Source organism: Arthrobacter sp. 92 (assembly GCF_050260325.1).
Lineage (GTDB): Bacteria > Actinomycetota > Actinomycetes > Actinomycetales > Micrococcaceae > Arthrobacter.
The window spans coordinates 3583444-3610265 of sequence record NZ_CP189863.1; the positions used below are offsets into that span (position 1 = coordinate 3583444).

Annotated in this window: 18 protein-coding genes; 5 read left to right on the top strand and 13 right to left on the bottom strand. The window is 64.3% G+C overall.

Annotation, left to right across the window (positions count from 1 at the left end; genetic code table 11):
• The first annotated feature begins 81 nt into the window (after positions 1-81).
• Positions 82-4185: an FtsK/SpoIIIE domain-containing protein gene (locus tag ACP4XC_RS16655; protein WP_427171578.1), complete on the top strand. Its 4104-nt coding sequence runs from the start codon at positions 82-84 to the stop codon at positions 4183-4185.
• Here the strand turns inward: ACP4XC_RS16655 and ACP4XC_RS16660 are convergent.
• A complete protein-coding gene (locus ACP4XC_RS16660; protein WP_427175140.1) occupies positions 4139-4558 on the bottom strand; it encodes a hypothetical protein in 420 nt (139 codons plus the stop codon). The genes ACP4XC_RS16655 and ACP4XC_RS16660 overlap by 47 nt on opposite strands.
• A gap of 319 nt (positions 4559-4877) precedes the next feature.
• On the opposite strand from ACP4XC_RS16660, the gene ACP4XC_RS16665 reads away from it, so the two are divergent.
• Positions 4878-5126: a WhiB family transcriptional regulator gene (locus ACP4XC_RS16665; protein WP_003804966.1), complete on the top strand. Its 249-nt coding sequence runs from the start codon at positions 4878-4880 to the stop codon at positions 5124-5126.
• Between the two features lie 197 nt (positions 5127-5323).
• Here the strand turns inward: ACP4XC_RS16665 and ACP4XC_RS16670 are convergent, their stop codons facing one another.
• From ACP4XC_RS16670 to ACP4XC_RS16685, 4 genes are read right to left on the bottom strand one after another with little or no spacing between them, the layout of a single operon-like run.
• The gene (locus ACP4XC_RS16670; RefSeq protein ID WP_427171580.1) at positions 5324-6793 is read right to left on the bottom strand and encodes a sensor histidine kinase; all 1470 of its coding nucleotides are present in this window, start codon (positions 6791-6793) and stop codon (positions 5324-5326) included.
• Between the two features lie 35 nt (positions 6794-6828).
• Positions 6829-11682 carry an NAD-glutamate dehydrogenase gene (locus ACP4XC_RS16675; RefSeq protein WP_427171582.1) on the bottom strand — a complete coding sequence of 1618 codons (4854 nt, stop codon included), beginning with the start codon at positions 11680-11682 and terminating at the stop codon, positions 6829-6831.
• Between the two features lie 57 nt (positions 11683-11739).
• A complete protein-coding gene (locus tag ACP4XC_RS16680; RefSeq protein WP_427171584.1) occupies positions 11740-13047 on the bottom strand; it encodes an AAA family ATPase in 1308 nt (435 codons plus the stop codon).
• Complete coding sequence (locus ACP4XC_RS16685) at positions 13044-13688, bottom strand: hypothetical protein (RefSeq protein WP_427171586.1); 645 nt, start codon at positions 13686-13688, stop codon at positions 13044-13046. Before ACP4XC_RS16685 ends, ACP4XC_RS16680 begins: the two co-directional genes overlap by 4 nt.
• A gap of 164 nt (positions 13689-13852) precedes the next feature.
• Between ACP4XC_RS16685 and ACP4XC_RS16690 the strand changes: the two genes are divergently transcribed.
• A complete protein-coding gene (locus tag ACP4XC_RS16690; RefSeq protein WP_427171588.1) occupies positions 13853-14068 on the top strand; it encodes a helix-turn-helix domain-containing protein in 216 nt (71 codons plus the stop codon).
• A 30-nt stretch (positions 14069-14098) separates the two neighbouring features.
• Here the strand turns inward: ACP4XC_RS16690 and ACP4XC_RS16695 are convergent, their stop codons facing one another.
• Positions 14099-14695: a hypothetical protein gene (locus tag ACP4XC_RS16695; RefSeq protein WP_427171590.1), complete on the bottom strand. Its 597-nt coding sequence runs from the start codon at positions 14693-14695 to the stop codon at positions 14099-14101.
• A 111-nt stretch (positions 14696-14806) separates the two neighbouring features.
• On the opposite strand from ACP4XC_RS16695, the gene ACP4XC_RS16700 reads away from it, so the two are divergent.
• On the top strand, positions 14807-15559 hold the full coding sequence (locus ACP4XC_RS16700; protein WP_427171592.1) for a LysM peptidoglycan-binding domain-containing protein: 753 nt from the start codon (positions 14807-14809) through the stop codon (positions 15557-15559).
• A 44-nt stretch (positions 15560-15603) separates the two neighbouring features.
• A complete protein-coding gene (locus tag ACP4XC_RS16705) occupies positions 15604-16050 on the top strand; it encodes an Rv3235 family protein (RefSeq protein ID WP_427171594.1) in 447 nt (148 codons plus the stop codon).
• Between the two features lie 204 nt (positions 16051-16254).
• Here the strand turns inward: ACP4XC_RS16705 and secA are convergent, their stop codons facing one another.
• The 7 genes from secA to mtrA form a co-directional block, all read right to left on the bottom strand.
• Positions 16255-18993 (bottom strand): preprotein translocase subunit SecA, encoded by a 2739-nt coding sequence (gene secA, locus ACP4XC_RS16710; RefSeq protein ID WP_427171596.1) that lies wholly within the window; start codon positions 18991-18993, stop codon positions 16255-16257.
• A 43-nt stretch (positions 18994-19036) separates the two neighbouring features.
• Positions 19037-20311, bottom strand: a complete 1275-nt coding sequence (locus tag ACP4XC_RS16715) for a winged helix-turn-helix domain-containing protein (protein ID WP_427171598.1) — start codon at positions 20309-20311, stop codon at positions 19037-19039.
• Positions 20312-20343: 32 nt separating this feature from the next.
• Entirely contained in the window at positions 20344-21069 is a 726-nt protein-coding gene (hpf, locus tag ACP4XC_RS16720) for a ribosome hibernation-promoting factor, HPF/YfiA family (protein WP_427171600.1), read from the bottom strand.
• Positions 21070-21245: 176 nt separating this feature from the next.
• Positions 21246-22250: a ComF family protein gene (locus ACP4XC_RS16725; RefSeq protein ID WP_427171602.1), complete on the bottom strand. Its 1005-nt coding sequence runs from the start codon at positions 22248-22250 to the stop codon at positions 21246-21248.
• 112 nt (positions 22251-22362) lie between these two features.
• Positions 22363-24081 (bottom strand): LpqB family beta-propeller domain-containing protein, encoded by a 1719-nt coding sequence (locus ACP4XC_RS16730; protein WP_427171604.1) that lies wholly within the window; start codon positions 24079-24081, stop codon positions 22363-22365.
• On the bottom strand, positions 24078-26018 hold the full coding sequence (gene mtrB, locus ACP4XC_RS16735; RefSeq protein WP_427171606.1) for an MtrAB system histidine kinase MtrB: 1941 nt from the start codon (positions 26016-26018) through the stop codon (positions 24078-24080). The genes ACP4XC_RS16730 and mtrB overlap by 4 nt, the downstream gene beginning before the upstream one ends.
• On the bottom strand, positions 25990-26664 hold the full coding sequence (gene mtrA / locus ACP4XC_RS16740) for an MtrAB system response regulator MtrA (protein ID WP_427171608.1): 675 nt from the start codon (positions 26662-26664) through the stop codon (positions 25990-25992). The genes mtrB and mtrA overlap by 29 nt, the downstream gene beginning before the upstream one ends.
• Between the last annotated feature and the right edge of the window lie 158 nt (positions 26665-26822).

A 26822-nucleotide genomic window follows, 5' to 3' on the forward strand; every position in this document is an offset into this window, starting at 1 on the left:
AGCCTCTAATGCGCCGGCCGGGCCTGCCGCCTCCGCGCTAACGTGATCTGAAACCGCCGCCCGCAGAACGGATACCAGCCGATGACGCTCCACTGCACCTTGGTCCGGGGTCCATCCTCCGGCAGCCCCGCGCCGCCGCTCGAACTCACCATCGAGGCGCCGCCGGGCACCCTTGGCGATGCCTTGCAGGAGGCACTTTCGGCCCAGTTCGGCACTGGCCCGTTGACCGTCAACGGTGTGGCACTCCCGTCCGTGCCCCTGGGCGTCAATCCTTTGACCAACGGCGCGGTACTGGTCGACGGCGAAGTACCCCTTCATACGTCCCATGGAGACCCGGGCGGCTCTCCCTTGATGCTCCTCGTACACAGCGGTCCGGCGGCCGGCATGATCGTGCCCCTCCAACGTGGCACGTACCGCATTGGCCGCAGCGGGACGGAAATCGTCATCGCTGATCCCGCCATGTCGAGGGAACACGCGCGGCTGGAGGTCTCGCAGACAGCAGTGGGCCTTGTGGACCTGGGCAGCGTGAACGGAACCCTCGTGGACGGCAGGAAGATCAAGCACGCAACTGTGTCCACGGACTCCCTGATCAGTTGCGGCAATTCGACCCTGTCGCTCTTCTTCGGACCGGAGCCTTCCGCATCGGACCGGAATCTGGAAGCGGCCGGCGCCTCCGTGGCGGAGCCTTTGAGGATTCCGCGGCCGCCCCACACGGGCGGGAGGACGGCTGTGCTGCTGACCGCAGTGCTCCCGCTGGTTATCGGAGTCGGCCTGGCCGTCGCTACCGGAATGTGGATCTTCCTGGGCTTCACCGCATTGTCCACGGTCATCCCGGCCATGGCCGGAAGGCGGCAACACCGGCAGCTGAAGTCCTCAATTTCTGCCGCGGCGCGCACCGACGAGGAACGACGGCGGCGGGCGGCGCCGTCCGCCGCCGAGCTGGTCATCGGAGCTTCGGCCAGCGGTCCGGTCCCGCCGCGCCAGCCCGGGGCCGCTCAGCCCCTTTGGCTCCGGCTCGGACTTGCGGTCCAACCAGCCAACATCGGCATGGATCCCCCTGACCCGGAGTTCAAGGCGCCGGTACCAGGCCCGCTACCCGTCACCTGTGGAACGGCCGGGGCCACCAGCATAAGAGGACCGCGGCTCGAAGTGATGGGACTTGTCCGGTTCGTCATCATGCAACTCACCGGCTACCCGCTGGCAGCCGGGACGCCGGTCCTCATCCACGGCGCACCCGAGAACCTCCCGCTGGCCGCCAGGTTCCTCGACAGGGTCCACCTGTCCTCCGACGAGGAGGCGTGCGAGGCTTTCCTGGCGGCAGCGCCAGGACCGGACTGCGAGCGCGGAGTGCTGATCCTGATCGACGCCTCGGCGCCGGTCAACGACCCGTCGGCCTTACAAGCCACTGCCACCAGCCGCGGGTGGCAGGTTATCCGATGCGGGGACATCTCCATGGGCGCCTCAGGAACGGACATCTGTCTTGGCGGGCCTTCAGCCCGGATGTCCGAGGGCGGCAGGTGCACGCAGTTCATCCCGGATTTTGTACCGGCGCAGGTTTTCGACCGATACTGCAGGCAGATGGCCTCCTCTGCTGACCGGCGCTCGCGGGGATCATCAGGTATTCCCTCTACGTGTTCCCTCCCGGACCTGCTTCCGACGTCGGCTACGGAAACACTGCTCCGCTGGTCAGGGGGAAACCTGAGACCGGGGCTGCCTGTTCCTCTGGGCCTCACGTCCACAGGCCCGCAACTGCTCGATCTGGAAGCTGACGGCCCGCATCTGTTGGTTGCCGGCACCACCGGCTCTGGTAAGTCCGAACTCCTGCGCACGCTGATCACTGCGCTTGCCCTGAGCTATCCGCCGGACCGGATAAATTTCCTCTTCATTGATTTCAAAGGCGGCTCGGGTCTGGGACCACTGACCGGTCTTCCCCATTGCGTTGGCATGCTCACGGATCTGTCCACGCACGAACTCGAACGCTACCTCTTCTCACTACGATCGGAAATCCGCGGCCGGGAGAAGAAGCTCGCAGCTACCCGGTCCCCGGATCTTGCCGCCTACCGCGGAACCAGCGCCGCGAAGGTGACACCACTTCCCCAACTCATCCTTGTCATTGATGAGTTCAGGATGCTCGTGGAGGAAGCCCCTGAAGCCCTGACTGAACTGATGAGGATCGCGGCCATCGGGCGCTCACTGGGAATCCACTTGATCATGGCCACGCAGCGCCCGCAGGGCGCGCTGAGTGCGGACATCCGCGCCAACGTCACGACGAGTATTGCGCTCCGCGTACAGTCCGAACACGAGTCCGCGGACATCATCAGCTCGAAGGCCGCCGCCCACATTGCGCTGACCACGCCAGGCAGGGCCTACCTCGCACGCGGCACGGAATCCGCCAGCGAGTTCCAAACGGCCTCTGTGCCCGGGCCGGGCGCGACGGCCTGCATGTTGCCAATCACGGTGCGGCTCGCCGTGGACGCAGTAGCATCCCCAGCCGGGAGCTCCCGGGAACAGCCGGCTGCGTCCACGCGGGGCCCCGGCCCGGGAACCATCCCCATCGCTGAATCGCTCGTGACGCTGTGGTCCACCGCCGGAGGTGCTCCCGCGCGCCGGCCCGTCGCGGGGCCTTTGCCGAGCAATCTCCCTTTCCCCGGAACTCGTTCGGTGCCAGACCTGTGCGGGGACAACCCCCGCGTGCCGGACCCGGTGTCCGGCACACCATGCGCCTGGTCCGTGAATCTGGGATTGACCGATGAGCCTGAAGAGCAAAGGGTCTCACCACTGATCTGGCTCCCCTCGCAGCACGGTCATCTGGCTCTCATTGGCGGAACCGGCGGCGCGCACGCTGCGATGGGACTGGCTGTCCAGCAACTGATGGAACATGATCTGGAGTCGCACCTGTATGTGCTCGATGCGGACGGCAGCTTCATCACGGCGTGCGAGGAACCAAGGGTTGGTGCCGTGGCCGGCCTGAACGAGCTCAGACGCGGCGTCCGGGTCCTGGAGCGAGTCGCCCACGAACTGTCGCTGCGGCTCAGCGGAGCGGCCACGAAGTCCCGCATTCCACTTGTGCTTGTCGTGTCCGGGTGGGGATCCTGGATCTCTGCGTTGCGCGGCGGGCCCTTGGCATGGGCGGAAGACCTGGTCCAGGACATCGTCCGGGACGGGGCCAAGGCCGGCATCAGTGTCCTGATCTCCGGGGACAAGGAACTGGTGACGTCAAGATTCTTCGCAGCCGTTCAAAACCGCGCGTATTTCCCCACCGGCTCCACCGAAGAGAGCCGACTGGCGTGGCCAAGAATGCCGCCGACGCCTCCCGTGCAAGCACGGTCGGTGGTTTTCGGGGCCATCGTGGCCAGTTCACCGTCGGTTGCACAGTTCTATTCGGCCGCTGCGGACCCTCCTCGGGCTGCCAAAGAGCCGAAGAAAGCCCAAGTGGCGCCATTCCGCATCGAACCGTTGCCTGCAAAGGTGAGCGCGGCTGAAGTCCGCCTCCTGCTGGCCGGGGAACGGATAGCGGCCCAGGCTCCGGAACGCGGCGAAGACATCGTAGAGCCCTGGCGCGGACCCGGGACCCGTCGCATTTTCGTGGGGATCGGCGGCGACGAGCTGGTCCCGATCTCACTCCCGCTGACGGCCGGAAGCGTTCTCGCGGTACTGGGCGGTCCGGCTACAGGGAAAAGCTCGCTGCTCGCAGCCCTTCCCGAACTGAACCCGTCGGCCGGCGACTGGCTCGGCCCCGCACCAGGGGAATCCGCGGAGGACTACTGGGCGGAAGCCGTGGCAGAAGCAAGGACGGAAACGGGCACCTCGCGGAACCGGCGGCGGACCATCCTGCTCGTTGACGACGCCGATCTTCTGACCCCCGAGACCGGGCGCCATGTGCTGGAACTTCACGGGATGGGAAGTGCCGTGGTCCTGACAGCCGGTTTTAGTCCGATGCTGACGCAGCGTGTGCCACTCGCCGCCTACGCCCGAAACCACGGCAACGGCATACTTATCGCGCCTCGAACCATCATGGACGGCGACTTCTTCGGCCTCCGGTTCGAGGTGGATGCACACCCGCCCGTCGGCAGAGCCGTCGTCATCTCCGAAGGACGGGCATTCCCCGTTCAACTGGCAGCAGGCACGAAACGCCCGGCTACAGCGCTGGCGGGGTCCCCCCGGCGCGTGAGGCGAAACGGATGACACTCTTCCGGAAAAGCAACACGATGGCGGCCACCGCCGGAATCAGCATTCCCAGCCCGGCGGCCACATATCCGCCCGTGAGGGTCGGAACGGCAATGGTCAGCACCAGCAGCTGCGCCACCAGCGCTCCGGCCCGTGGCCAGCGGTATCCGCGGAAGAGGAAGTGTCCCACGGCAAAGAGCCAGGCTGAAAAAGACAAAAGGAGGGCAACGGTAAACACGGCTCCCCAGAAGGACAACACCGGCGCTCCGCTTACTAGCTGGAACCCGTACCAGCCCGCTGCGACCAGCAGAGCCGTGGCCTCGGCCGCCACGATCACGGCAAGGAGACTGACGGCTGTAGGGCGCGTCGTGGCGGGGCCGGTGCCGGGCACCGCCTCCGCAGGCCCAGTGGACCCTTCTCCATTTGGTTCGGGAACGGACGAGGAGGAGTTGACTGGGGGTCTTGACACACTGGCACCCTACCGGACATAGTCGACTACCGGGGACGGCGTCGGCGATCAATGTGACATATCGCTCATGCTCTAGAGGCACTTCTTACACGATTACCCCTTGTTTACACAGCGTTAACATGACACGCTTAATTCAGATGACCAAGGGGGCCCGACAGGGCCCCTTTCCTATGTAACTTCTAGTGAATATTTTCACAAGAGGTCTCTTAACGAGTTCCCAGGAATGGAGTGACTGATCAGCATGGATTGGCGTAACCGCGCGGCCTGCCTCGACAAGGACCCGGAGCTGTTTTTCCCTGTAGGAAACACCGGGCCCGCGCTCCTGCAGATTGAGGAAGCGAAGAGTGTCTGCCGCCGCTGTCCGGTGGTGGATACCTGCCTGCAGTGGGCCCTGGAATCCGGCCAGGACGCCGGCGTGTGGGGTGGGATGAGCGAGGACGAGCGCCGGGCACTGAAGCGCCGGGCCGCGCGGGCGCGCCGCGCCTCCTGACCTCAACGCAATTTGCCTTCGCCGGGCTGAACATTCCCGTTTAGCGACAGCGGATTCTTAGGACAACTTCTCTTGTAGAAAAGGGCCGCGGACTTTAAGTCCGCGGCCCTTTCTTTGTTCCTTATTGGTTCCGGGCGGCATTGGTTCCGGGCGGCGGGCTCGCCGGCTGCCGTTCCCGGGTGTTTCCCTCCGGGAAGTTAATGCTTGATCAAGCTCAAGACGATCTGGACTGCCGTGCCGCCGCCCTCGCGCGGCTTCCACTGAATAGAGCCGCCGAGCTCACTCGTCACGAGCGTCCGCACGATCTGGAGCCCAAGTCCCTCCACATGGGGGGTCTCGGGCAGCCCGACGCCGTCATCGGCCACGGTCACTGTCAGCAGTTCCTCGCCCTCATCGGATTCGGAACGGTCCGCCAGGAGCCACACTGTTCCGGCGCGCCCTGCAAGTCCGTGTTCGACAGCGTTTGTCACCAATTCATTGATGACGAGGGCCAGCGGGGTGGCGAAGTCACTGGGCAGCTCGCCGAAGAGCCCGGACTTGGCTGTCTTGACCTGCTGCGACGGCGAGGCGACTTCGGCGGACAAACGGAACTGGCGTGCGATCAGCTCGTCGAAGTCGACACTCTGAGTGAGGCCCTGGGACAGGGTTTCGTGAACGAGAGCGATGGTGGCAACCCGCCGCATGGCCTGCTCGAGGCCCTGCTTGGCCTCATCGCTGACCATCCTCCGTGATTGCATTCGCAGCAGCGCCGCCACCGTCTGGAGGTTGTTCTTGACCCTGTGGTGGATTTCCCGGATGGTGGCGTCCTTGGTGACGAGCTCCATCTCACGCCGGCGGAGTTCGGAGACGTCGCGGCAGAGAACCAGGGCACCGAACCGTTGCTGTTCGTCACGCAGGGGAATGGCGCGCAGGGAAAGGCTCACTCCGCGCGATTCGATTTCACTACGCCACGGCATGCGCCCAGTTACCACGAGGGGCAGTGTTTCGTCCACCATCCGGCGGTCCCTCAACAGGCCGGCCGTAACCTCGGCCAGCGACCTGCCCTCCAGTGACTCACCGTCTCCCAACCGACGGAAAGCGGAAACGCCATTCGGGCTTGCGTACTGCACGATGCCCTCGGCATCCAGCCGGATCAGCCCGTCCCCCACTCGTGGGGCGCCGCGGCGCGAGCCGGTGGGAGAGGCGAAATCGGGCCAGAGGCCCAAGGTGCCCATCCGCAGCAGATCGTAGGCACACTGGCGGTAGGTGAGTTCGAGCCTGGAGGGCATCCGGGAGCTGGACAGGTCCATGTGCGAGGTGACGATCGCCAGGGTCCGCCCATTCCTGACCATTGGAACGGCCTCGACCCGCAGTGCCATATCGCTGCTCCAGTTCGTTTCGCTGGAGCGCTCGATGCCCCGGCTGGCCCAGGCCTTGTCCACCAGGGGCTGCAGGTCCGACCTGATCCCCTCCCCCACGAAATCGGCGTGAAACACCGTATGGGTGGTGGAGGGGCGGACGTGGGCAAGCGCCACGTAGCCGAATTCAGGATGCGGAAACCACAACGCAAGGTCCGCGAAGGCGAGATCAGCCACCATCTGCCAGTCACCCACAAGGAGGTGCAGCCACTCGGCGTCCCCCGGCCCGAAATCAGCGTGCTCCCTGATGGGGTCCGTAAAGATTGCCACTGCACCTCCATTTACGACGCCGGGGCAAGTCCCCTCTAGCGTCGGACGATTGACCTCAAGAGCCTCAATGCTACCGACAGTGAGGCCATATCGTCGGCTTCGAGCGAGTTGACCTCGTCGAACATGCTCTTGGCCCGGCCAAGCTGCTCGGCGTTAAGCCCCTCCCACGCGCGGACCCGGTCTTCCGCGGACGTTCCCGGAGGCGTGGATTCGAGCACCGACGTCGTCATGTCCGAGATCGTCGAGTAGAGGTCATCCCGGAGCGCCGCCCGCGCGAGGGCCTGCCACCGGTCCCGCCGGGGCAACTTGGTGATCCGCTCCAGGAGTGAGTCCACCTGGAAACGGTCGAACACCGTGTAGTAGACGTGAGCGATGCCTTCCACCGGCTCGGGACTGACGTGCGCGATCTTGGCGATGTCCAGGAGAACGAAGCTTTCGAACAGCTCGGCCCAGCGGTGTGCCAAGTCCTCGGGGAGTTCCCAGCCGCGCGCCTTCTCCAGCCAGGCCGCCACACGCGCGCGGTCCTCGCCGCGCAGGTACTCCAGCAACCGTGCGCGCATCGGATCCATCAGCGGTTTGAACTCCCCCACGATCTCCGAGATCGGCTGGGACGCACCGCCTTGGCCAATGAGCCATCGTACTGCCCGGTCAAGAAGCCGGCGGATATCGAGGTGGACGGTGCTCCAGTGTTCGGTCGGGAACGAAGCGGGAAGCTCGTTGAGCTCGCCCACCATAATGTTCAGCCCGTAGATCTCACGCAATGCCACAAACGCCTTGGCCACCGCGGCCTCACTGGCGGAGGTCTCCTCCATAGCCCGGAAGGCAAAGGTGATGCCGCCCAGATTGATCATGTCGTTCGCCACGACGGTGGCGATGATTTCACGCCGCAGCGGATGGGTGTCCAGTTCGGCGTCGAACTTCTCCCGGATTTGCTGGGGGAAGTACGCCCTCAGGGTGTCCTTGAACCAGGGGTCATCGGCGAGGTCGCTCTGGCGCAATGCCGTCGCGAGTTCGATTTTCGCGTAGGCCGCGAGGACCGACAGTTCCGGGGAGGTAAGCCCCTGCCCCTGCTCCAGCCGTTCCCGGAGCGACTCGGTTGTGGGCAACGCCTCGAGGTCCCGCTTCAGGTCCGCGCGCTTTTCCAGCCAATCCATCATCCGTTCATAGCTGGGGCTCCACTCGGCTACCCTCATGCGGTCATTGAGAAGCAGAATGTTCTGGTCGATATTGTCTTCAAGGACCAACCTGCCCACTTCGTCCGTCATGGACGCCAGGAAGTCGGCGCGGTCTGCGGCATCAAGCCGGCCAGCGGCCACCATTCTGTCCACAAAGATCTTGATGTTAACCTCGTGGTCCGAGCAGTCGACGCCGGCCGAGTTGTCGATGGCATCCGTATTGAGGATGACTCCCTGCAAGGCTGCCTCGATGCGGCCGCGCTGGGTCATGCCGAGGTTGCCGCCCTCGCCGACCACCTTGACACGCAGGTCGCGCCCGTCCACACGGATAGCGTCGTTGGCCTTGTCACCAACTTCGGCATGCGTTTCGGTGCTGGCCTTAACGTAGGTTCCAATCCCGCCGTTGTAGAGAAGATCGGCGGGAGCCAGAAGAATCGCCCTGAGCAGCTCAGGAGGGCTCAGCTGCGTGGTGCCCTCCGGAAGTCCCAGGGCCGCGCGGACCTGCGTCGACACCGGGATGACCTTGGCCTGGCGTCCAAAAACGCCGCCGCCTTCGCTGATGAGGGACTTGTCATAGTCGTCCCAGGAAGAGCGCGGCAGGTCAAAGAGCCGTTGGCGCTCCACGAAGGACACGGCCTCATCCGGGTTCGGATCAAGAAAGATGTGACGGTGGTCGAAGGCCGCCAGAAGGCGGATGTGCCTCGAGAGCAGCATGCCGTTGCCGAAAACGTCACCGGACATGTCACCCACGCCAACCACCGTGAACGGGTCCGACTGCGTGTCCACGTCCAGCTCGCTGAAGTGCCGCTTGACGGACTCCCATGCGCCCCGGGCGGTGATGCCCATGGCCTTGTGGTCGTACCCGACGGAACCGCCGGACGCGAAAGCGTCCCCAAGCCAGAAGCCGTATTCGGCCGAAAGACCGTTGGCGATGTCGGAGAAAGTGGCCGTCCCCTTGTCGGCCGCGACCACAAGGTAGGAGTCGTCGTCATCATGGCGCACAACGCCGGACGGAGGTACCACCGCTTCGCCGTCAGGCGTGGTGACCAGGTTGTCAGTGAGATCCAGGAGCCCACGGATGAACGTCTTGTAGCTTTCCACGCCTTCAGCCATCCAGGCCGTCCGGTCCGCCGCAGGATCCGGAAGCTGCTTCGCGAAGAAACCGCCCTTGGCGCCGGTGGGCACAATCACCGCGTTCTTGACGGTCTGCGCCTTAACGAGGCCAAGAATTTCGGTTCGGAAATCCTCCCTGCGGTCAGACCACCGCAACCCGCCCCTGGCCACCTTTCCGAACCGGAGGTGCACGCCCTCAACACGTGGCGAATACACCCAGATCTCGTACTTTGGCCTCGGGAACGGCAGGCCGTCAATGGCGGCGGGATCGAGTTTGAAGCTCAGGTGCGGCTTGTTTTGGTAGAAGTTGGTCCGCAGTGTGGATTCGATCAGGTTCCGGAAGGTGCGCAGCACACGGTCGGCATCCAGGGTGGCAACCTGCTCGATGGCGGCCGAAAGCTCCGTGCGGACTTCCGCCTGCTGTTTGGTGCGGACGTCGTCATCAAGGGCCGGATCGAAGCGCGCTGCGAACAGTGCGCTCAGTGCCCGGGTAACGTCCGGGTTGGCCAGGAGAGTGTCCGCAATGAACCCGAACGAGTTGGTGTTGCCCATTTGGCGCATGTACTTGGCGTAGGCGCGGAGCACGACGACCTGGCGCCAGTGCATGCCTTCACGCAGCACCAGGCGGTCGAAGCTGTCCGACTCCGTGTCCCCGGATACAGCGGCCCCGAAGGATTCGGCAAGAAGCTGCCCCGTCTGCAGGGGAGCCACCCCGGCCGGGTACTTGAGCCCGAGGTCATAGAGGAAGAAGTCACGCTTGTCCGCGGTCTCAATCTCAAAGGGCCGCTCATCCAGGACTTCAAGACCGAGATTATGAAAGTACGGCAGGATCTGGCTAAGGCTCTTGGGTTCCAGCATGTAAAGCTTGACGCGGGCGTCCTCTTCGAGCGTGGCGCCCGCGCCTTCGGGAAGGTAGACGTGGACGCCCGGCCGCTCCTTGGCGCCGTTCTCGGCGGTTGCGACTGCCGCACCGTATTTCTCGAAGCGGGCAATGTCCGTCAGGGCATCCTCAACCTCGTAGTCAACGCGGTAGCTGGCGGGAAACGCCTCGGCCCAGGCGGCAGCCAGTTCCTTGCTCCGGTGATCATCGGCGCTGGCGCGCAGGACTTCGGTGATGCCTTCGCTCCAGGACCGGGCGGCCCTGACGAGCCGTTTTTCGAGCTCCGCCGTGTTGACGTTGCTGACATCAGCGTCCTTGGGCAGCCGGATCCGGAAGAAAAGGCGGGCCAGGGCCGATTCCGTCATCCGCGCCTCGTAGTCGATGGACACCGCGTGGAAGGTTTCGCGCAGTTCCTGCTCAATGCGGAGCCGGACGTTGGTCGTGTAGCGGTCACGGGGCAGGTAGACAAGGGCGGACATGAACCGGCCGTAGATATCCGGCCTCAGGAACAGTCGCGTGCGGCGCCTTTCCTGTAGCCGCTGGATCCCGGTGGCTGTGGCGGCGAGGTCGTCGATTTCGATCTGGAACAGTTCGTCGCGCGGGTAGGTCTCAAGAATACCGAGCAAGTCCTTGCCCGAGTGCGAGTGCGGTGGAAACCCTGCCCCGCGCAGGACCGCTTCCACTTTCTCGCGCACCACCGGGATGTCCCGCACGGAACCTGCGTAAGCGCTGGTGGCGAAGAGACCGATGAACCGCTGCTCGCCGTTGACGTTGCCGGCCGCGTCGAAACTCTTAACGCCGACGTAGTCGAGGTACGCGGGCCGGTGCACGGTGGAACGGGAGTTGGCCTTGGTGATGACCAAGGCGCGCTTTTCGCGCGCCTTCTTGCGCCCGGCGAGGGTGAGGTGCTGGACGTGATGGTTGTCGGCACCGTCGCGCAACAGGCCCAGACCGCTGTCTTCGCGAAGTTCCAAAACGTCCTCGCCGTCCACATTGACGAGATCGTATTCGCGGTAGCCAAGGAAGGTGAAGTTGCCGTCATCCAGCCACCGGAGGAGCTCCTGCGCCTGACGCAGTTCGGCGATCTGGTCCGGGGTGGCCACCTTGTCCAGATCCTGGGCGATCTGGAGCGCTTTGTTGCGCATCTTCGGCCAGTCCTCGACAGCTGCGCGGACGTCGCCAAGGACACGTTCGAGCCCTTCGATGAGCCGCTCGTGCGCCTCAGCGCTGGCCGGGCCGATTTCGACGGCTATCCAGGACTCCATGTGGGAAGCGTTGTCGCCCCGGGCGATCAGGTGGGACAGGCTCGGCATTGCGGCGGTGTCACCGCTGGAGATGCCGATGCTCGAGGGCACCCTGTCGACCTTGACCAGCTTTCCGGTTTCGCGGTTGCGCGTAACGACGAACAAGGGATGCAGCACCAAATGAATGGCGGAGTTCTGCCGGACAAGCTCCGCGTTCACTGAGTCCACAAGGAAAGGCATGTCATCTGTGACGATGTAGACAACGCTGCGGTCCGCCTCGTCGACGATCTTGATATTGGCTGTGCCGGGCAGTCGAACGTCAGCAACCGAACGATGCGTTTCGGCACGGGTTGCCAGGAGCTCCTGCGAATACTGCCTGGAGTCCTCTTCCGCGAGGTGCTCGTAGTAATCTCCGAGGTAACCCTCACGGGCCCCCATCAAAGCGGACTGATCCTCCACGCTGGACCCAGACGACATCGACAAACGCCTCCATCACAAGTTCATAGCCGCACCTTTGCAGCCCTTATGGCGAGCCTAACCGTTTAGCCGGCGCTTTGCTGTGGAGAAGAGGACAGAGGATCGGCGTTTTCGCTGGACAGGTGCACAGACCATTTCCGCGATGGCATGGCGGAGCGTGGACTGCGGGGCCGCCTCCAGGAGGAGAGAGCCCGAGAGCAGCGCCGCGTCCGCCGCTGCGTTATCCGATGGCAGGAAGGCGGCGATGCCTGCAGCGGGACCGTATCTTTCCCACGCGTCCTTGAGCTGACGTTCCGGGGACCTCCCGACGGCGGCCGCGCGGACCTTGTTCAGGACGACTTTCGGCGCGGCGTGGGGGACGGCGGCGTCCAGTTCCGAAAGAGCCCTGACCAGGCGAGGAACCCCTACGGAGTCCGCGGAACCGACCGCGTAGACGGTGTCCGCCATTTCCAGGCTTCGAAGCGTTGCGGCGTTCCGCCGCGGCGCGGCGGTGTCGAAGCTGAGTTCCTCATCCGCCTCAAGGCAGAAGCCTGTGTCCACCACGATGACGTCGGCAATTTCCCTGGCCCTTTCGAGCACCAGGCCCAGGGCCGACGCACGCAACTCAGTCCAACGGTCGGCACGGGTAATTCCCGTCAGGACCCGGAACGTCCCCGACCGGATGGCGATGGGTGTCGCTACCCGCAACAGCGCCTCACCGCTCAATTGACCCTGATCCGCGAGGCGGCAGGCCTGGGCAAGTCCAGCCGATTCATCAAGAAGGCCGAGGCTGCCCGCCACGCTTGCGCCGTAGCTGTCCGCATCCACAAGCAGCACTGACCTTCCTGACGCGGCGAGTTCCCCAGCGATGTTGGAGGCGACCAGCGTACGGCCCGGGGACCCGGCCGGGCCCCAGACGGCAATGATCCGGCCCTCGCCGGATGTCACCGGAACCACGTCCGGCTCCCCTGAGGCGGTGCGGATGGCCGCACCGGTGTCGGCAAAGGCGGCGACGGAAGACCGCCGCGGCGCAGGTCCGTTCAGTTGGGCCACGGCATCCGAAATCTTTGCGGCCAGCGCGGCTGAATCCACCCCGGTAAGGGTCGCATCGACGCCGATGCTTCGCAGCCGTTCAGTTTCCCCGGGGCTGTCGGTCAAGGCGATGATCACCACGCCCACCGCTGCCAGCCGGTCGACCAGGGTGGCAGTCAGCTCCTCACTTCCTTCGGCCACGACGGCTGCGCGGGCGAGGCCGCTTTGGCACGCGGCCAGCAGCTCTGCCAGTTCCGAGCACCGCCGCACTACCGTCACTGGTCCATGGAGACGCTCCAGGCCGCCAACAAGGTCCTCGCTGGACTGCCCGACAGTCACCACGGGAATACTCAAAGAGATCCTCCTCCCGGGTTCCAGACAACCGAGATCTTCGCTTTGTTGGCCTGCGCGCCCAACAGCTTGGGCATCTGCTCATCCGTGACGAGAACCAGCACCACTGTGGACCGGGAAGACCCGAGCGCCGTCGAGCCGGGGGTAACCTGGGCAATCTCGGCGCCGGGGAGCAGCAGCTTCGGTTCGCTGAAACCATTTCGGGCGTCCGGGAGCGCCACCCAGGCGTCCACGCGCGAGCCTGCCACAGCTTGTTCAGGGAGGGCCTCGTCAACGGTAATTGCCACTGGCTTGCGGTTAAGCGCATCCCGTTTCCCGAGGCTTTCCCTCGGGACCAACTGGTCAGGACCAATACGCTGAACAGCGACAACGCCTTCCGGCAGTCCCGACTCTGCCGTGATGTAGCGGTCTTCGACGTCGCCGAGCCGGACTTTCACCCGGCTGACGTTTTCTGCGCCCAGGCGCTCCCCGACAGCGATTGGTCCCCTGGCGGCATACACCTCGGTGGTCTGGTCGGCGGCGCCGACCAGGGAAACAACGCCCGCCACCGACACGAGGACGAGAAGGACTCCGAGCAGGAGGCGTGGATCCTTCCAGGATGGCTTCTTCAGCCTGGCCCCCGCAGCCGCCGTATTGGCACTCATGCGCCACGCTCCCCCCGTTGCACTGACCGACCACATGCCCCGGCTGCTTGGGCCGGACCCCCTCATTGTCACGGCAAAAGGGCCAGATCGAAAGTCCCGGAATCAAACGGGCCCAAACTGTGGATAAACGCCTCATGCGCCAAGGTCAGTGGCAAAATGGATATATGCCCCGATTCCTAACCCTCGCAGACGTCGCCGAGCAGTTGCAGATCAACTCCCCAGCCGCTTATGCCCTCGTCCGGAGCGGGGAGCTCAAGGCAATCCAAGTGGGCGGACGGGGACAATGGCGGGTCGAGGAGAAAATGCTGGAACAGTACATCGAAGAGCGGTACGCCGAAGCCAGCCGCATGATTCAAGAATCGAAGTCCAAGTCCCAATAGGGCGGCGCTGGAACGAGAACCCAACCTGCCTTAGCGAAGTGATTTCAGCGCGGCCAGGCGGCCAAAGGGGACAGTGGCAGTCCGGCTCACGTCAGAGGCGCGGCGGGCCTCGCCCGGATGCGTTACGGCCAGATCGAAATGGTCACGGCCCACGCGGTCGATCACCCCGCTTAAGGCCGCTTCGCCGCCTCCTTGGAACCTGAGGAAAACCCGGAGATGAGCCCTGTCCCTTGCCAGGCCGCGAAGGGCGCTGGCGAGTCCGAGTTTCCGACGCACATTTGAGGGTTCCGCGACGGCAAGCCGGCCCAGGCCCTGGTACCGGGCCACCGCCTCAAAGGGAATCAGCACCTGGTGCGGCCCGTCATTGAGCACGAGGCTTTCGCCGCCAACATGGCTCAACGTGCCTTCGAACACCAGGTCCGCCGTGAGGTGGGCCCCGACACGGAGACCCATGGATCCACGCAACCTGTCAGCCAAATCCACTCCGGCGATATCCGCCCGCCATCTTTCGGCGACTTCGGATTCCAGATCCAGCAAGTCCCTGGAGGCAAGCTGCGCCTCCATGTCGTCAAAGAGAGCGTCCCAGCGCATGCCGCCAATGTAGGTGCGGACACATACAGGGGTCAATCCCGAATCTTTTAAAACAAACGACTAGACAAACCTCGCGCTCGGGTTCAAGATTGACTCAATTAGATCAAACTGCATCAAACAGCATCAAACGCCCGGTCTGGAGATGTTATGAAAGCGCGCCCGGAACGCCATCTTGGATCCGACGCAGCACTGGCTACCACCATTTTGCTGCTGGGACTCTTTCTGGCTGTCACTGGCGGCACACTGATTGAGCGCACGCGGGGATCGGCAGCGCGACACCAGTCCCTCTCATTTGAGGATCTTATGGGGTTTCTCGCCACGGCCTCAGGCCTCGTCGTCGTGACGTGGTGGATCCTTTCCCTGGCGGCGGCCCTTGTGGCCGCAGCGCTGGAACGAACCGGAAATAGAAAAGCGGGGGCGGCCGCAGGCCGGTTCAGCCCGGCCTTCATGCGCCGGCTGGCACTGGCTGCAGTGGGAATGCAGCTCATCGGAGCTCCGGTGGTCCATGCAGCGCCGATGCCCAATGATCCGGTCTGGCGGCCGACATCGGTCGCCGCCCGGTCCACCGCGTGGGCGCCGACGCCAGAGCCCAGACCTGGCGCCGGGACCGTCACCAATCCACAGTGGCAACCGAGCGCGCCATTGGTGGACCCGGGCCCGCTGTCGGGCCGTCCGGTACGGACGGCCCTCCACGGACCGGACCCTGAAGCTGGCAGCGTGACGGTAATGGCGGGCGACTCACTGTGGAGCATTGCCGCCCGGCATCTTGGGCCCAGTGCCACCGGCGTCGACATCGCGATGGAGTGGCCGCGCTGGTTCGAGTCCAACCGCGTCATCATCGGCGGCAACCCCAATGTTCTACTCCCGGGGCAGGTGCTCCATCCCCCCGCCACAGACTGAGTCCACTAGTCCTGCCCTATCCACCACCAAACAGAGGAATCATCATGAGTGCCCTGGATTTGAACCGAACCGGCCCGGCGTCAATGCCACAACGCGTCGCGCACGTGCCGCTGACGGCTGTGACGCCGCTGAGGGCTGTGGATGAGACGCGCGAAGTGTGTGCAGTGGCGCGCGGAACCGTCCAGGCAGCCATCGAGGTGTTGGCAGGCACGCGCCCGGTTCATCAGCTGGCCCGGCGCCTGGATCCGCGCTGCCTCGCTTCCCTCCAGCACCGGGCGGAGCTGACCCGGCGGGCGGTGCAGGCGCCGGCCGGAGGCATTCCGCGGCTTCACCGGAACCCGGCAGTCACATCCGTCCGTGCCTGTGAGGTGTCGGCCGGCATCTATGAGGCAAGCGCGGTGGTGGTGGACGAACTTCGCGTTCGCGCGGTAGCGATGCGGCTGGAGCGAAGCCACCAGGTGTGGCGCGTGACGGCCCTGGAGATCGGCTGAACAGCAGTTGCTCGAGGCGGAATGCTCGAAGCTCGAGGCCACGGCGGCCCACGGAGCCAACAGCTGCACCCTCTGGCAGAAGAAAGCGGAACAGCAAAGGGACCGGAACATCAGTTCCGGTCCCTTTTCGGCTTGGATGCACTGCCGTAATTATTTGTCGGACCAGGGGCCCTGCCACATCGCAAGCAGCCGGTCGGTGCTGTCTTAGCGGCGCTTCTTTTTGGCGGCCGTGCGGCGACCGGGTTCCTGCGCCGCCTTGGCCGGGTTGCCGGACCGGCCGGACGCCTTGGCCTCGATTCGGGTCTCGGTCCCGCCGTCCTCACCGGGAGCCGTGTACTGGAGCTGGGCCGGCTTCTCCGGAGCTTCCAGCCCGGCGGCCTTGATCTGCGGCTCGTGGTGTTCGGTGTGTTCCCCTGTGGCGTCGGCCACCACAACGTCTTCGGCCGGGGTGACCTCAACCTCGAGGTTGAAGAGGAATCCGACGCTTTCCTCGCGGATGGCTTCCATCATTGCCTGGAACATGATGAAACCCTCACGCTGGTACTCCACGAGCGGATCCCGCTGGGCCATAGCGCGAAGGCCGATGCCTTCCTTGAGATAATCCATCTCGTAAAGGTGTTCCTGCCATTTGCGGCCGATGACGGAGAGCACCACGCGGCGTTCCAGCTCACGCATGCTTTCGGAGCCAATGGCCTGTTCGCGGGCCTGGTAAACCAGCTTGGCGTCCGAGAGAATTTCTTCCTTCAGGAAGTCCACCGTGATGCGGGATTTGCCGCCGGCCTCATCGATGACGTCATGGGTTGTGACGGTCACCGGGTACAACGTCTTGAGGTTCGTCCACAACTGGTTGAAGTCCCAGTCATCGCCGGTGCCTTCGGCGGTGGCCTCGTCAATCATGGCGTTGATGGTGTCTTCGAGGAAGAACTGGACCTTCTCGTGGAGATCATCGCCCTCAAGGATACGGCGGCGGTCCCCATAGATCGCTTCGCGCTGGCGGTTCAGGACGTCGTCGTATTTCAGCACGTTCTTGCGCTGTTCTGCGTTGCGGCCTTCCACCTGGCCCTGAGCCGAAGCGATGGCGCGGGACACCAGTTTGGACTCCAGCGCGACGTCGTCAGGCACCGAACTGTTCATCAGCCGTTCGGCGGCACCGGAGTTGAACAGGCGCATCAGGTCATCTGTCAGTGACAGGTAGAAGCGGGACTCGCCGGGGTCGCCCTGACGTCCGGAGCGGCCTCGCAACTGATTATCGATGCGGCGCGACTCGTGCCGCTCCGTGCCGAGGACGTAGAGGCCGCCGAGGTTGAGGACCTCCTCGTGTTCGTCCTTCACGGCCTGCTTGGCGGCTTCAAATGCTGCCGGCCACGCGGCCTCGTACTCTTCCGAGTTTTCTTCCGGGTCCAGCCCGCGCTTGGCGAGCTCCGCGACAGCTGTGAACTCGGCGTTGCCGCCGAGCATGATGTCAGTACCGCGTCCCGCCATATTGGTCGCGACGGTCACGGCACCCTTGCGACCGGCCTGGGCCACGATTGCAGCTTCACGGGCGTGGTTCTTGGCGTTCAGGACCTCGTGGCGGACGCCTTCCTTGGCCAGAAGGCGGGACAGGTATTCGCTCTTCTCAACGCTGGTGGTGCCGACCAGGACAGGCTGGCCCTTCTCATGGCGCTCAGTGATATCCTTGACCACGGCGTCGAACTTCACGGCCTCGTTCTTGTAGACAAGGTCCGGCTGGTCGATGCGCTGCATGTCCCTGTTGGTCGGGATTGCGACCACGCCAAGCTTGTAGGTGCTCATGAATTCGGCGGCTTCGGTTTCGGCCGTGCCGGTCATGCCCGCGAGCTTGTCATACATACGGAAGTAGTTCTGCAGAGTGACGGTGGCGAGGGTCTGGTTTTCGGCCTTGATCTCGACGCCTTCTTTGGCTTCGATGGCCTGGTGCATGCCTTCGTTGTAGCGTCGGCCGGCAAGGATGCGGCCGGTGTGCTCGTCCACGATCAGGACCTCGCCGTCGAGGATGACGTAGTCCTTGTCCCGCTTGAACAGCTCTTTGGCCTTGATGGCGTTGTTCAGGAACCCGATCAGGGGTGTATTGGCGGATTCGTAGAGATTGTGGATGCCAAGGTAATCCTCGACCTTTTCGATGCCGGCCTCGAGAACACCCACGGTGCGCTTCTTCTCGTCGACCTCGTAGTCGGCGTCGGGCTGCAGGCGCAGCACCACCTTGGCGAATTCGCTGTACCAGCGGTTAGTGTCACCCTGTGCCGGGCCGGAGATGATCAGCGGCGTTCGCGCCTCGTCGATGAGGATCGAGTCCACTTCATCGACGATCGCGAAGTTGTGGCCGCGCTGAACCAGTTCGGATTTGTCCCACGCCATGTTGTCGCGCAGGTAGTCGAAGCCGAATTCGTTGTTGGTGCCGTAGGTGATATCCGCCGCGTACTGTTCCCGGCGCACGGAAGGGTCCTGGTTGGACAGGATGCACCCGCTGCTCAGGCCGAGGAAGCGGTAGACGCGTCCCATGAGGTCGGACTGGTATTCGGCGAGGTAATCGTTCACCGTGACAACGTGAACGCCCTTGCCGGTGAGGGCGTTCAGGTAGGCCGGAGCGGTGGCCACCAGCGTCTTGCCTTCACCGGTCTTCATCTCGGCGATGTTCCCGAGGTGAAGTGCGGCACCACCCATGAGCTGCACGTCGAAGTGGCGCAGTCCAAGAGTTCGTGAGGATGCTTCCCTGACGGCCGCGAAGGCTTCGGGGAGGAGGTCATTGAGTTGCTCACCGTCCTGGTGGCGTTCCCGGAGACGGTCGGTTTCTTCGCGCAGCTCAGCGTCCGTGAAGGTCTTGAAAGAGCTTTCCAGGGCGTTGATGGAATCGGCATAGTTCCGCAACTGCCGCAGGGTTTTTTTGTCACCCGTACGCAGAAGTTTTTCGATAAGTGATGCCACGTGAAGTTGCTCCCAGTCTCAAGCTGCCGAATTCTGGCCCTGTTTAGTCTACGGGAGAGACGCACGGCGCGGTGGCGCTGTTCCCTGAGAGCGGATACACAGTTCGCCGGGCGGAAAGGGCGTCCGCGAGCGCGGCAGCCAGATCTCCCCTCGGCGAGACAACCACATCCTGCAGGCCCAGCCACTGGGCCATCAGTTCGAGTTCAGCGGCCAGCTCGACGGCGGTATCTTCAGGGTCGTCCGGTTCGGCGTGGGTGGCTTTGGCAAGCAAACGGCCGTTGGCGCGGTCCGCTTTGAGATCCACCCGCGCCACTATCCTGTCGCGCAGCAGAAACGGCAGAACGTAATAGCCGAAGCGGCGCTTGGGTTCAGGCGTATAGATTTCTATCCGGTAGTGGAAGCCGAATAGAGCCTCCAGCCGCCGGCGTTCAAAGACCAGCGAATCGAAAGGGCTCAACAGGGCACGGCCATTTGCCGTGCGCGGTATCCGAGCTTCCTTGTGCAGGTAGAGAGGCTTGTCCCAGCCCGCCACCGTGACGGGTTCAAGCCGTCCGGCTTCCACAAGATGGCTCACAGAAACGGCGGCTGCCCGCATCGGGGTCCTGAAGTAATCCGCGAAACAACGCACGGTGCCAATTCCGTGAGCGCGGGCGGCGGCGTCAATGAGCCTGTCCATCGCAGCCTCCGGATCCACGGCTTGTCCCTCTGGTGGCCGGCCGACAGCCAGTACCTTTGACGTCAGCGTGTAACGGCGTTCGAAGGAGTCTGTGCGCGACGCCGCAGAAACGAGTCCTTCTTCGAAAAGGTGCTCCAGGACGCGCTTCACGGCATTCCAGTTCCAGCCCCAGTTCTCCTTCTGCCTGTCTTCCACATGGCCTAGGCGGGCTGTCAGCTCGGCTGCGGTCAGGGGCTTGCCCGCGGCGAGTTCCCGCAGCACCCGGGATGCGACGCCATGCCGTAGTTCTGGGTCCATGGCCGAGGCGCCCACCCACTTGCGGTTCTGCCACTGCACCAGATCGTGGAAATGTTCGGGGCGGATGAAGCTTGCCTCGTGGGCCCAATACTCCATCATGCGGCGGGGCGGGATCGCGGCCATGCGGTGGAGGATGCTGCGGTCGTAGTTCCCCAACCGTGAGAAGAACGGCAGGTAATGGCTCCGGGACAGCACGTTGACGGAGTCGATCTGGACCAGGTGGAGCTGGGCAAAGGTACGGCCCACCGCCCGTGAAGTCACGGGTCCGGCAGGCCGTACCTTGTCCAAGCCCTGGGCTGCCAGTGCGATCCGCCTCGCCTGCTTGAGGCTCAGCGATGCGCGCACATCAGTCCTTTCGATGGATGGTGGGCACCAGCCTATGCGCTGGCGGGCGCATCCTCGGAACGGTACGCAAGGATCTGCTCTTCAAGCGGAGCCGCGCCCGGCTCGCAGGTCTGGTCCAGCGAGATCACGCCGTAGGTCCAGCCCTCGCGGCGGTACACCACGGAGGGTGCCTTGGTGTCCTTGTCCACGAACAGGTAGAAGTCGTGGCCCACGAGTTCCATGTTGTCCACTGCATCGTCGAGGGACAACGAGGCCGCAGGGAAGACCTTGCGGCGGATCAGTACAGGGGAATCGCCAGCCGGAATGTCATTTTCGACGTCGTAGGGTGACTTCTCGGCGGCCGGAGCCTGCGGCTCGGCATGGTGGCTTGCCTCAACGTAGAGGGGTTCGCTGGGACTTGCCGGCTCAAGAGTTGCCGTCGCCTCGGTGACGGACTTGGGAGTGTGCCTGCCGTGATGAACCTTCTGGCGGTCTTTCGCCCTGCGCAGGCGCTCAAGAAGCTTGTTGTAGGCAAGATCGAATGCGGCGAACTTATCTGCGGCGCTGGCTTCGGCCCGGATCACGGGGCCGCGGCCCAGGACCGTGAGCTCCACAGTGAGCATCTCGTCCGCCTGGCGGGCCTTGGTCTCCTTGGAGACCTTCGCGTCCACCCTCTGGACCTTGTCCCCCAACGAGGTAATCTTCGAGATCTTCTCGTCGGCGTATTCGCGGAAGCGGTCCGAGACCGTCAAGTTACGTCCGCTGATCATGAACTCCATGGTGCCCTCCAAATAACTTCGGTGACACGACGGCGGCACTTCCCGGGGCCGATCTGACTGACAGTCGAGCCCCTTTCCGAGCCGCTATCGACAGGTACATCTGTTCTTGGTACCCACAACCGACGTTAGTTCATAGCTACCCGTTATTCATCTTTTCTTCGTTTATTTTTTCGGGATCAGGCACCATTACCCGTCCTGGCGCCCCGGGGCCTGGCAATATCCCCCGCGTCCGGCGGGCGTGTCGCAGCGAGGACCACGGCACCCCTCACAATGCCTCCCGACGCGTGGATTGCGCGGGCGGCTTCGGCGAGTGTGGCCCCGGTGGTGAGGACATCATCCACAATCAGGCAATGGCGTCCCCGGACTCCGGGGCTGAAACTTCCAGCTTTGGAACGCATGGAGCCCCTGACGCGCTGTGCCCGCTCCCCGCGGCCCAGTCCCTTTTGGCCACCCGGGTGTCCCAGGTGAGGAAGGATGGCCCTGAGCCCTGGGGCGGGGTCCCGACGAAGCGGGCCGTTGGCGAGGAGCGGCGGCACCTTGCGCAGCGCGTCGGCGAGAACCGCCTCGCGGAGTTCACCGTGGCGGTGCAAATTCTTCAGCAGGAGGTGCACGGGGCTGAACCCGCGTCGGCGGAAGGCATTGCCACTGCTGGGTACCGGGACCAGGCAGAGTCCGGCGACTTCGCCTGTTGCGGCGCGGATGGCCCGTCCAAGTCCCTGGGCCAGCACCGATTCGAGCTGGCCCTGGCCATGCTTCTTGAATGCCAGCATCGCCTGTGCCAGTTCCTCCCGGTAAACGCCGGCGGCCACCACCGGAAGAATGACAGACCCATCGACATCCATGAGCGCGGGCGCCGGCCCCTCGGCCCGGAAGGGGATGCGGGTGAGCCGTCGCACCTGGCGTTCGCACCCATTGCACAATGCCCTGTCCTCTGCACCGCAGCAGACGCAGTCCACGGGAGCGACGAGCGCCAGGAGCTCGTGGACGGCTCCGGCGGTTCCGTCCGCCACCCTGGCCCACCACCCGGCGTAATCGCTGCGGTGCTTGGCGGTGGTGCCCGCGGGCGGCTGTAGGTCAGGATCCGACGGACCCCGGAGGCGCAAGACACCACCCGCGGCTGCGGGCTGTCCCCCGCGGTGACCACGGCGGGTGGCGCCGTCGTCATGGGTGCGTGCCGTCATTCCTCCAGGGTGCAGGAGAGAGCCCCTTGTTGGAAGACGAGGGGCCCGCTATGTGGGAAAACTGGTCATCGGGCGGCGGCTCCCAGGCCGCCGCTCACCCGGTATGGCCCGATCATCCCGGAAACGACGGGTCAAGGGGCCCCTTCAGCTGGGGTGACCAGCCGTTGCCGAGCCGCTGGAAGATCCCTTGGGCCGACTGTCCGAAGATCTCTTCGGGGCCGTTTCCTGCGCTGATGGCCGTCAAACCGGGCCACGGCGCGAGTTGCTGGGGCTGCGAGGCGGTCAGGGACAACAGATCCGGGGCGACATTGTCGCTGGGCGACGCTTTCATGACGGCGACTGTGGTGTCGTTGACCCACACGCCTTGGTCCGGATCCCGCGGAGTGAGGAGCGTCGTTGGTGTGGTGAGATCCTTGGGCGTGCCATCGGCGTTACGAATGACTCCGGTCACCTGAACCCGGGTCTTGCCGTCCTGCTCCGAGATAACAAGCGCCCGCGTGCCCTCCCGTGATATTCGAAAATCCTTGACGTTGCGGCCAGCCAGCCATGGCGGCGTCAGGGTTACTGTCGGAATGCCGGCACCCTGCGCAACGCCCGTTGGATGGTATGCGATCACCTCGGTGGCGCCGTTGGCTCCCGGTCCCGCCGTCCAGACCCAGTCCTGGGGGCTGAACGAGGGGTGAGTGAGCGTGGCACGGGTGGTGAGTGCCCTGGCGGGCTGGCCCGGCACGATCGAATAAAGGGTTGTCCGGCTGCCATTGAGGAATGCGGCCGATTGCGAAACGGGCGACTCCGCTGGTGCTTCCGGACCAAGCGTTGCCACCGACTGGATGTCCGGCAATGGCGAGATCCTGTTGTTCTCATAGCGGACCAACTCGTTGTTATTCACGGCGATCTGGCGGGCGGGCACATTCTTGTCGCGCACAGGGGGCAGGACGGAGCCGTTGTCGTCAACCCGGACCAGGTCCTGGTTGGCCCGGAGTTCCACGTTGATCACGTCCGGCTGGCTGCGGAAGGTCAGAGCCAGCTGAGTCTGCATCCGCAGCCTGTCCTCGCTGGAGGCCTCCACGAGCTCCTTCGCCGTCAGGTCCACCTGGGCGGCACCCGAGACGACAGGGACGGATTCCCTGGCAAGTTTTATCCCGGACGGGAAGGCACTCACGACGGCGCCCTTGAGATAGGGGGCCGGGCCGCCGAGCAACGCGCTGGTCATGGCCTTGACCGTCTTCTTCTTGATGAACCACCGGACGTCAGGAACGGCGTAAGTGAAGGTGGGATCGTAGAAGTAGATCGGATACGCCCCGTAGATCACTTTGAACGTCTCTTCCGGAATGGCTGTCCCGTCCGGAATCGCGGATATCCGCCACTCACCGTCCACCTTCGTCAAGGTGGCCGGGATGGTTTCCTTGCTGCCTTCGGGCAATTGGGTGGCCACACCGTCCGCATCCACCGAATAGGCAAGATCCAGTTCGTAGTTGAACACGTTCTCGACGCCGGTCTTGACCACCCGGGCGGACCGGAAGACCAGCGCACGCTGATCAGGCTTCCAGGAGACCGAGACGGACTGGGTGAGGTACTGGCGGGCCACGGCGTAGTCATCTTCATAACCACTGCCCGCGCTATAGAAGTCCTCGATTACGGATTCCGGGCTGGCGCCGGCCCGCGGCGCCGACGGGAAGAAGACAGGCGCGTTCGGGTTTCCCGCACTTTCGTCCGTGCTTTTTCCAACCGGGCCCGAGCGCGGGATCTGGGCACATGATGTCAGGAACACCACAAGAATCATCAGCGCTGCCAGCGCCGCCGTCCCCCGGCCTCCCGATCCGCGGGTCATGGCTGCTCCTTCGTGCCATTGCCGGGGCCGCTTCCCGGCAGGATGGCCGGTGGACCGGCGACCCCACTTCCGGTGGACGGGACCGGATCGAGGACCAGCATGGTGCGCTGGCCCGCGGCGCCGGACAGCCCGACGTCGGCCGGCTCAAGCTGGAGCGGGGATTTAGTGATGGTGTCCCCCCGTTTCAGGGGAAGAGTCAGCCTGAAGTTGGAGCCGGTGCCCTTGCTCCCCCACGCCTGCAACCAGCCGTTGTGGAGTTTGGTGTCCTCAGCCGCGATGGAGAGCCCCAGGCCGCTGCCGCCCGTGGTCCGGGCCCGCGCCGGGTCCGCCCGCCAGAACCGGTCGAATACACGGGCCGCCTCCACCGGGGTCATGCCGATGCCATAGTCGCGGACCGCGACGGCCACCGCGGAGTCGTTGGCGGCCACGGAGATGTGGACGGGTTTGCCTTCGCTGTGTTCCAAGGCGTTCAGCACCAGGTTGCGGAGAATTCGTTCAATCCTCCTGTCATCCATTTCCACCACGATGCTATTTTCCGGGCAGTTGATGGTGATCTCAGATCCGTACTCGACGGCCACCGGGAGTGCGTCGTCGACGACGTTGGACACCACTTGGAGGATATCGGTGGGCTCGGCGTCCAGCATGGCAACGCCGGCGTCAAAGCGGGAGATTTCCAGCAGGTCGGCCAGCAAGGATTGAAAGCGTTCCACCTGGTTGTATAGGAGCTCGGCCGAGCGCTTGTTGATGGGGTCAAAGTCGTCGCGTGCGTCGTAGAGCACCTCGGCCGCCATCCGTACCGTGGTCAGGGGCGTGCGGAGCTCGTGTGAGACGTCGGACACGAAGCGTTGCTGCATCTGGGAAAGGGTGGCCAACTGGGTGATCTGTTCCTGGAGGCTGGCAGCCATGTGGTTGAACGATGCCCCGAGTCGGGCCACTTCGTCCTCCCCCTTGACCACCATGCGTTCCTGCAACTGTCCGGCCGCAAGTTTCTCCGACACCAGGGCGGCATGGCTGACGGGGCTGACCACGTTCCGTGTCACGTACCAGGCGATGGCGCCGATGATCAGCACCAGGACAGCGCCGCCGGCCAGCAGTACGTTCTGGATCTCATTGAGTGTCTTCTGCGCTGTGTTGAGATCGTAAATAAGGTACAGCTCGTAAACAGTGCCGTTGAACGTGACCTTGTTGCCCACTGCGATGCCGGGCCGGTCCTCGGTTCCCACCGGGAACTCAGTGGACGCCCAGAACTGGTCCTTGCCGGATTCCTGCACAGCTTTGCGCAGGTCCGGTGGAATCACGCTGATGGTCAACTGGTCCGAGGCCCTCGATTCCACCCAGCGGTTGCGCGGCTTGGTCTGCTCCGGCATGGCCTCGAACACGTAGCGCCTTTGGATCACCGATCCGCGGCCCTCGACGGCATTCAGAGTGTCGTAGACCAGCGTGATAACGCTGGACTGGTCGGTGACCTGGGCGCCGTCGAACGTGTCTTGAACCTGCTTGACGTTGTAGCGCGTTTCCGACTCCGCCTGGGCAAGGCGCTCCTGGAAGAGGTTGTTGGCTATCTGGTTGGACAGGTAGGCGCCCACCACGGCGAACGAGCCGATGGAAAGCATCAGGGTGGTCAGAACCGTCCGAAACTGCAGGGAGCGGCGCCAGCGCCGGTGCACGGCCCGCAGCAAATAACGGAGCCCCGGCAGCAGCCGGATCAGCCCGGTGCGGACCAGCCGGGCCACCCTGACGGCCACAATCCGCCCGCGCCGAAGCCAGATCCGTCCGCGGAAAGCCAACGTCGCTAAAACGGCCGCGAGGGCATCCGTGTGCTCGGGGAACCGGTGGGAACGGGCATGCTCCGTCTTCCCAGGAGGGACGGCGTGCGGCGTGTTGTCGGCGGGATTGCCGCCGGGCGGTTCAGGAACCTGCTTTGTACCCGACACCACGGACCGTCAAGACAACTTCGGGGGCTTCCGGGTCACGCTCGATCTTTGACCTCAGCCGCTGAACATGGACATTAACCAGGCGGGTGTCCGCCGCGTGCCGGTAGCCCCACACCTGCTCGAGGAGCAATTCCCGTGTGAAAACCTGCCAGGGTTTGCGGGCCAGGGCAACAAGCAGATCGAATTCAAGGGGCGTCAGGGAGATGCGTTCGCTGTCCCGGCTGACCAGGTGTCCGGCGACGTCGATGGTGATGTCGGCAATCCGCAGGGTCTCAGGCGCCTTTTGGTCGCCTGGGCGCAACCTCGCGCGCACACGGGCCACCAGTTCGGCCGGTTTGAACGGCTTGGGGACGTAGTCGTCCGCACCGGATTCGAGGCCGCGGACCACGTCCGAAGTGTCGGCTTTTGCAGTCAGCATAACGATGGGAGAGTCCGATTCGGCACGGATCTGACGGCAGACCTCGATTCCGTCCATGCCGGGAAGCATAAGGTCCAGGAGCACAAGGTCCGGCTTGGACGAACGGAACACTTCCAGCGCCTGTCCGCCGTCCGCGCAAAAGACAGGCTCAAAGCCGTCGTTGCGCAGAACGATTCCAATCATCTCGGCCAGGGCCTCGTCATCGTCCACTACCAGAATGCGTGCCTTCATAGTTATATATTCCCTTATCGGATTGCCTTTGTCCTATTGACGGACTTTCCGGCATGGCGTTGCCCGCCCGCGGAGCCGTGCACACACGGGCACGGTCACGCCGCAGGGGGCAAATCCCGGCGGATGCTAGGACCTCCGCGGGCAAAACTATAGGCTGG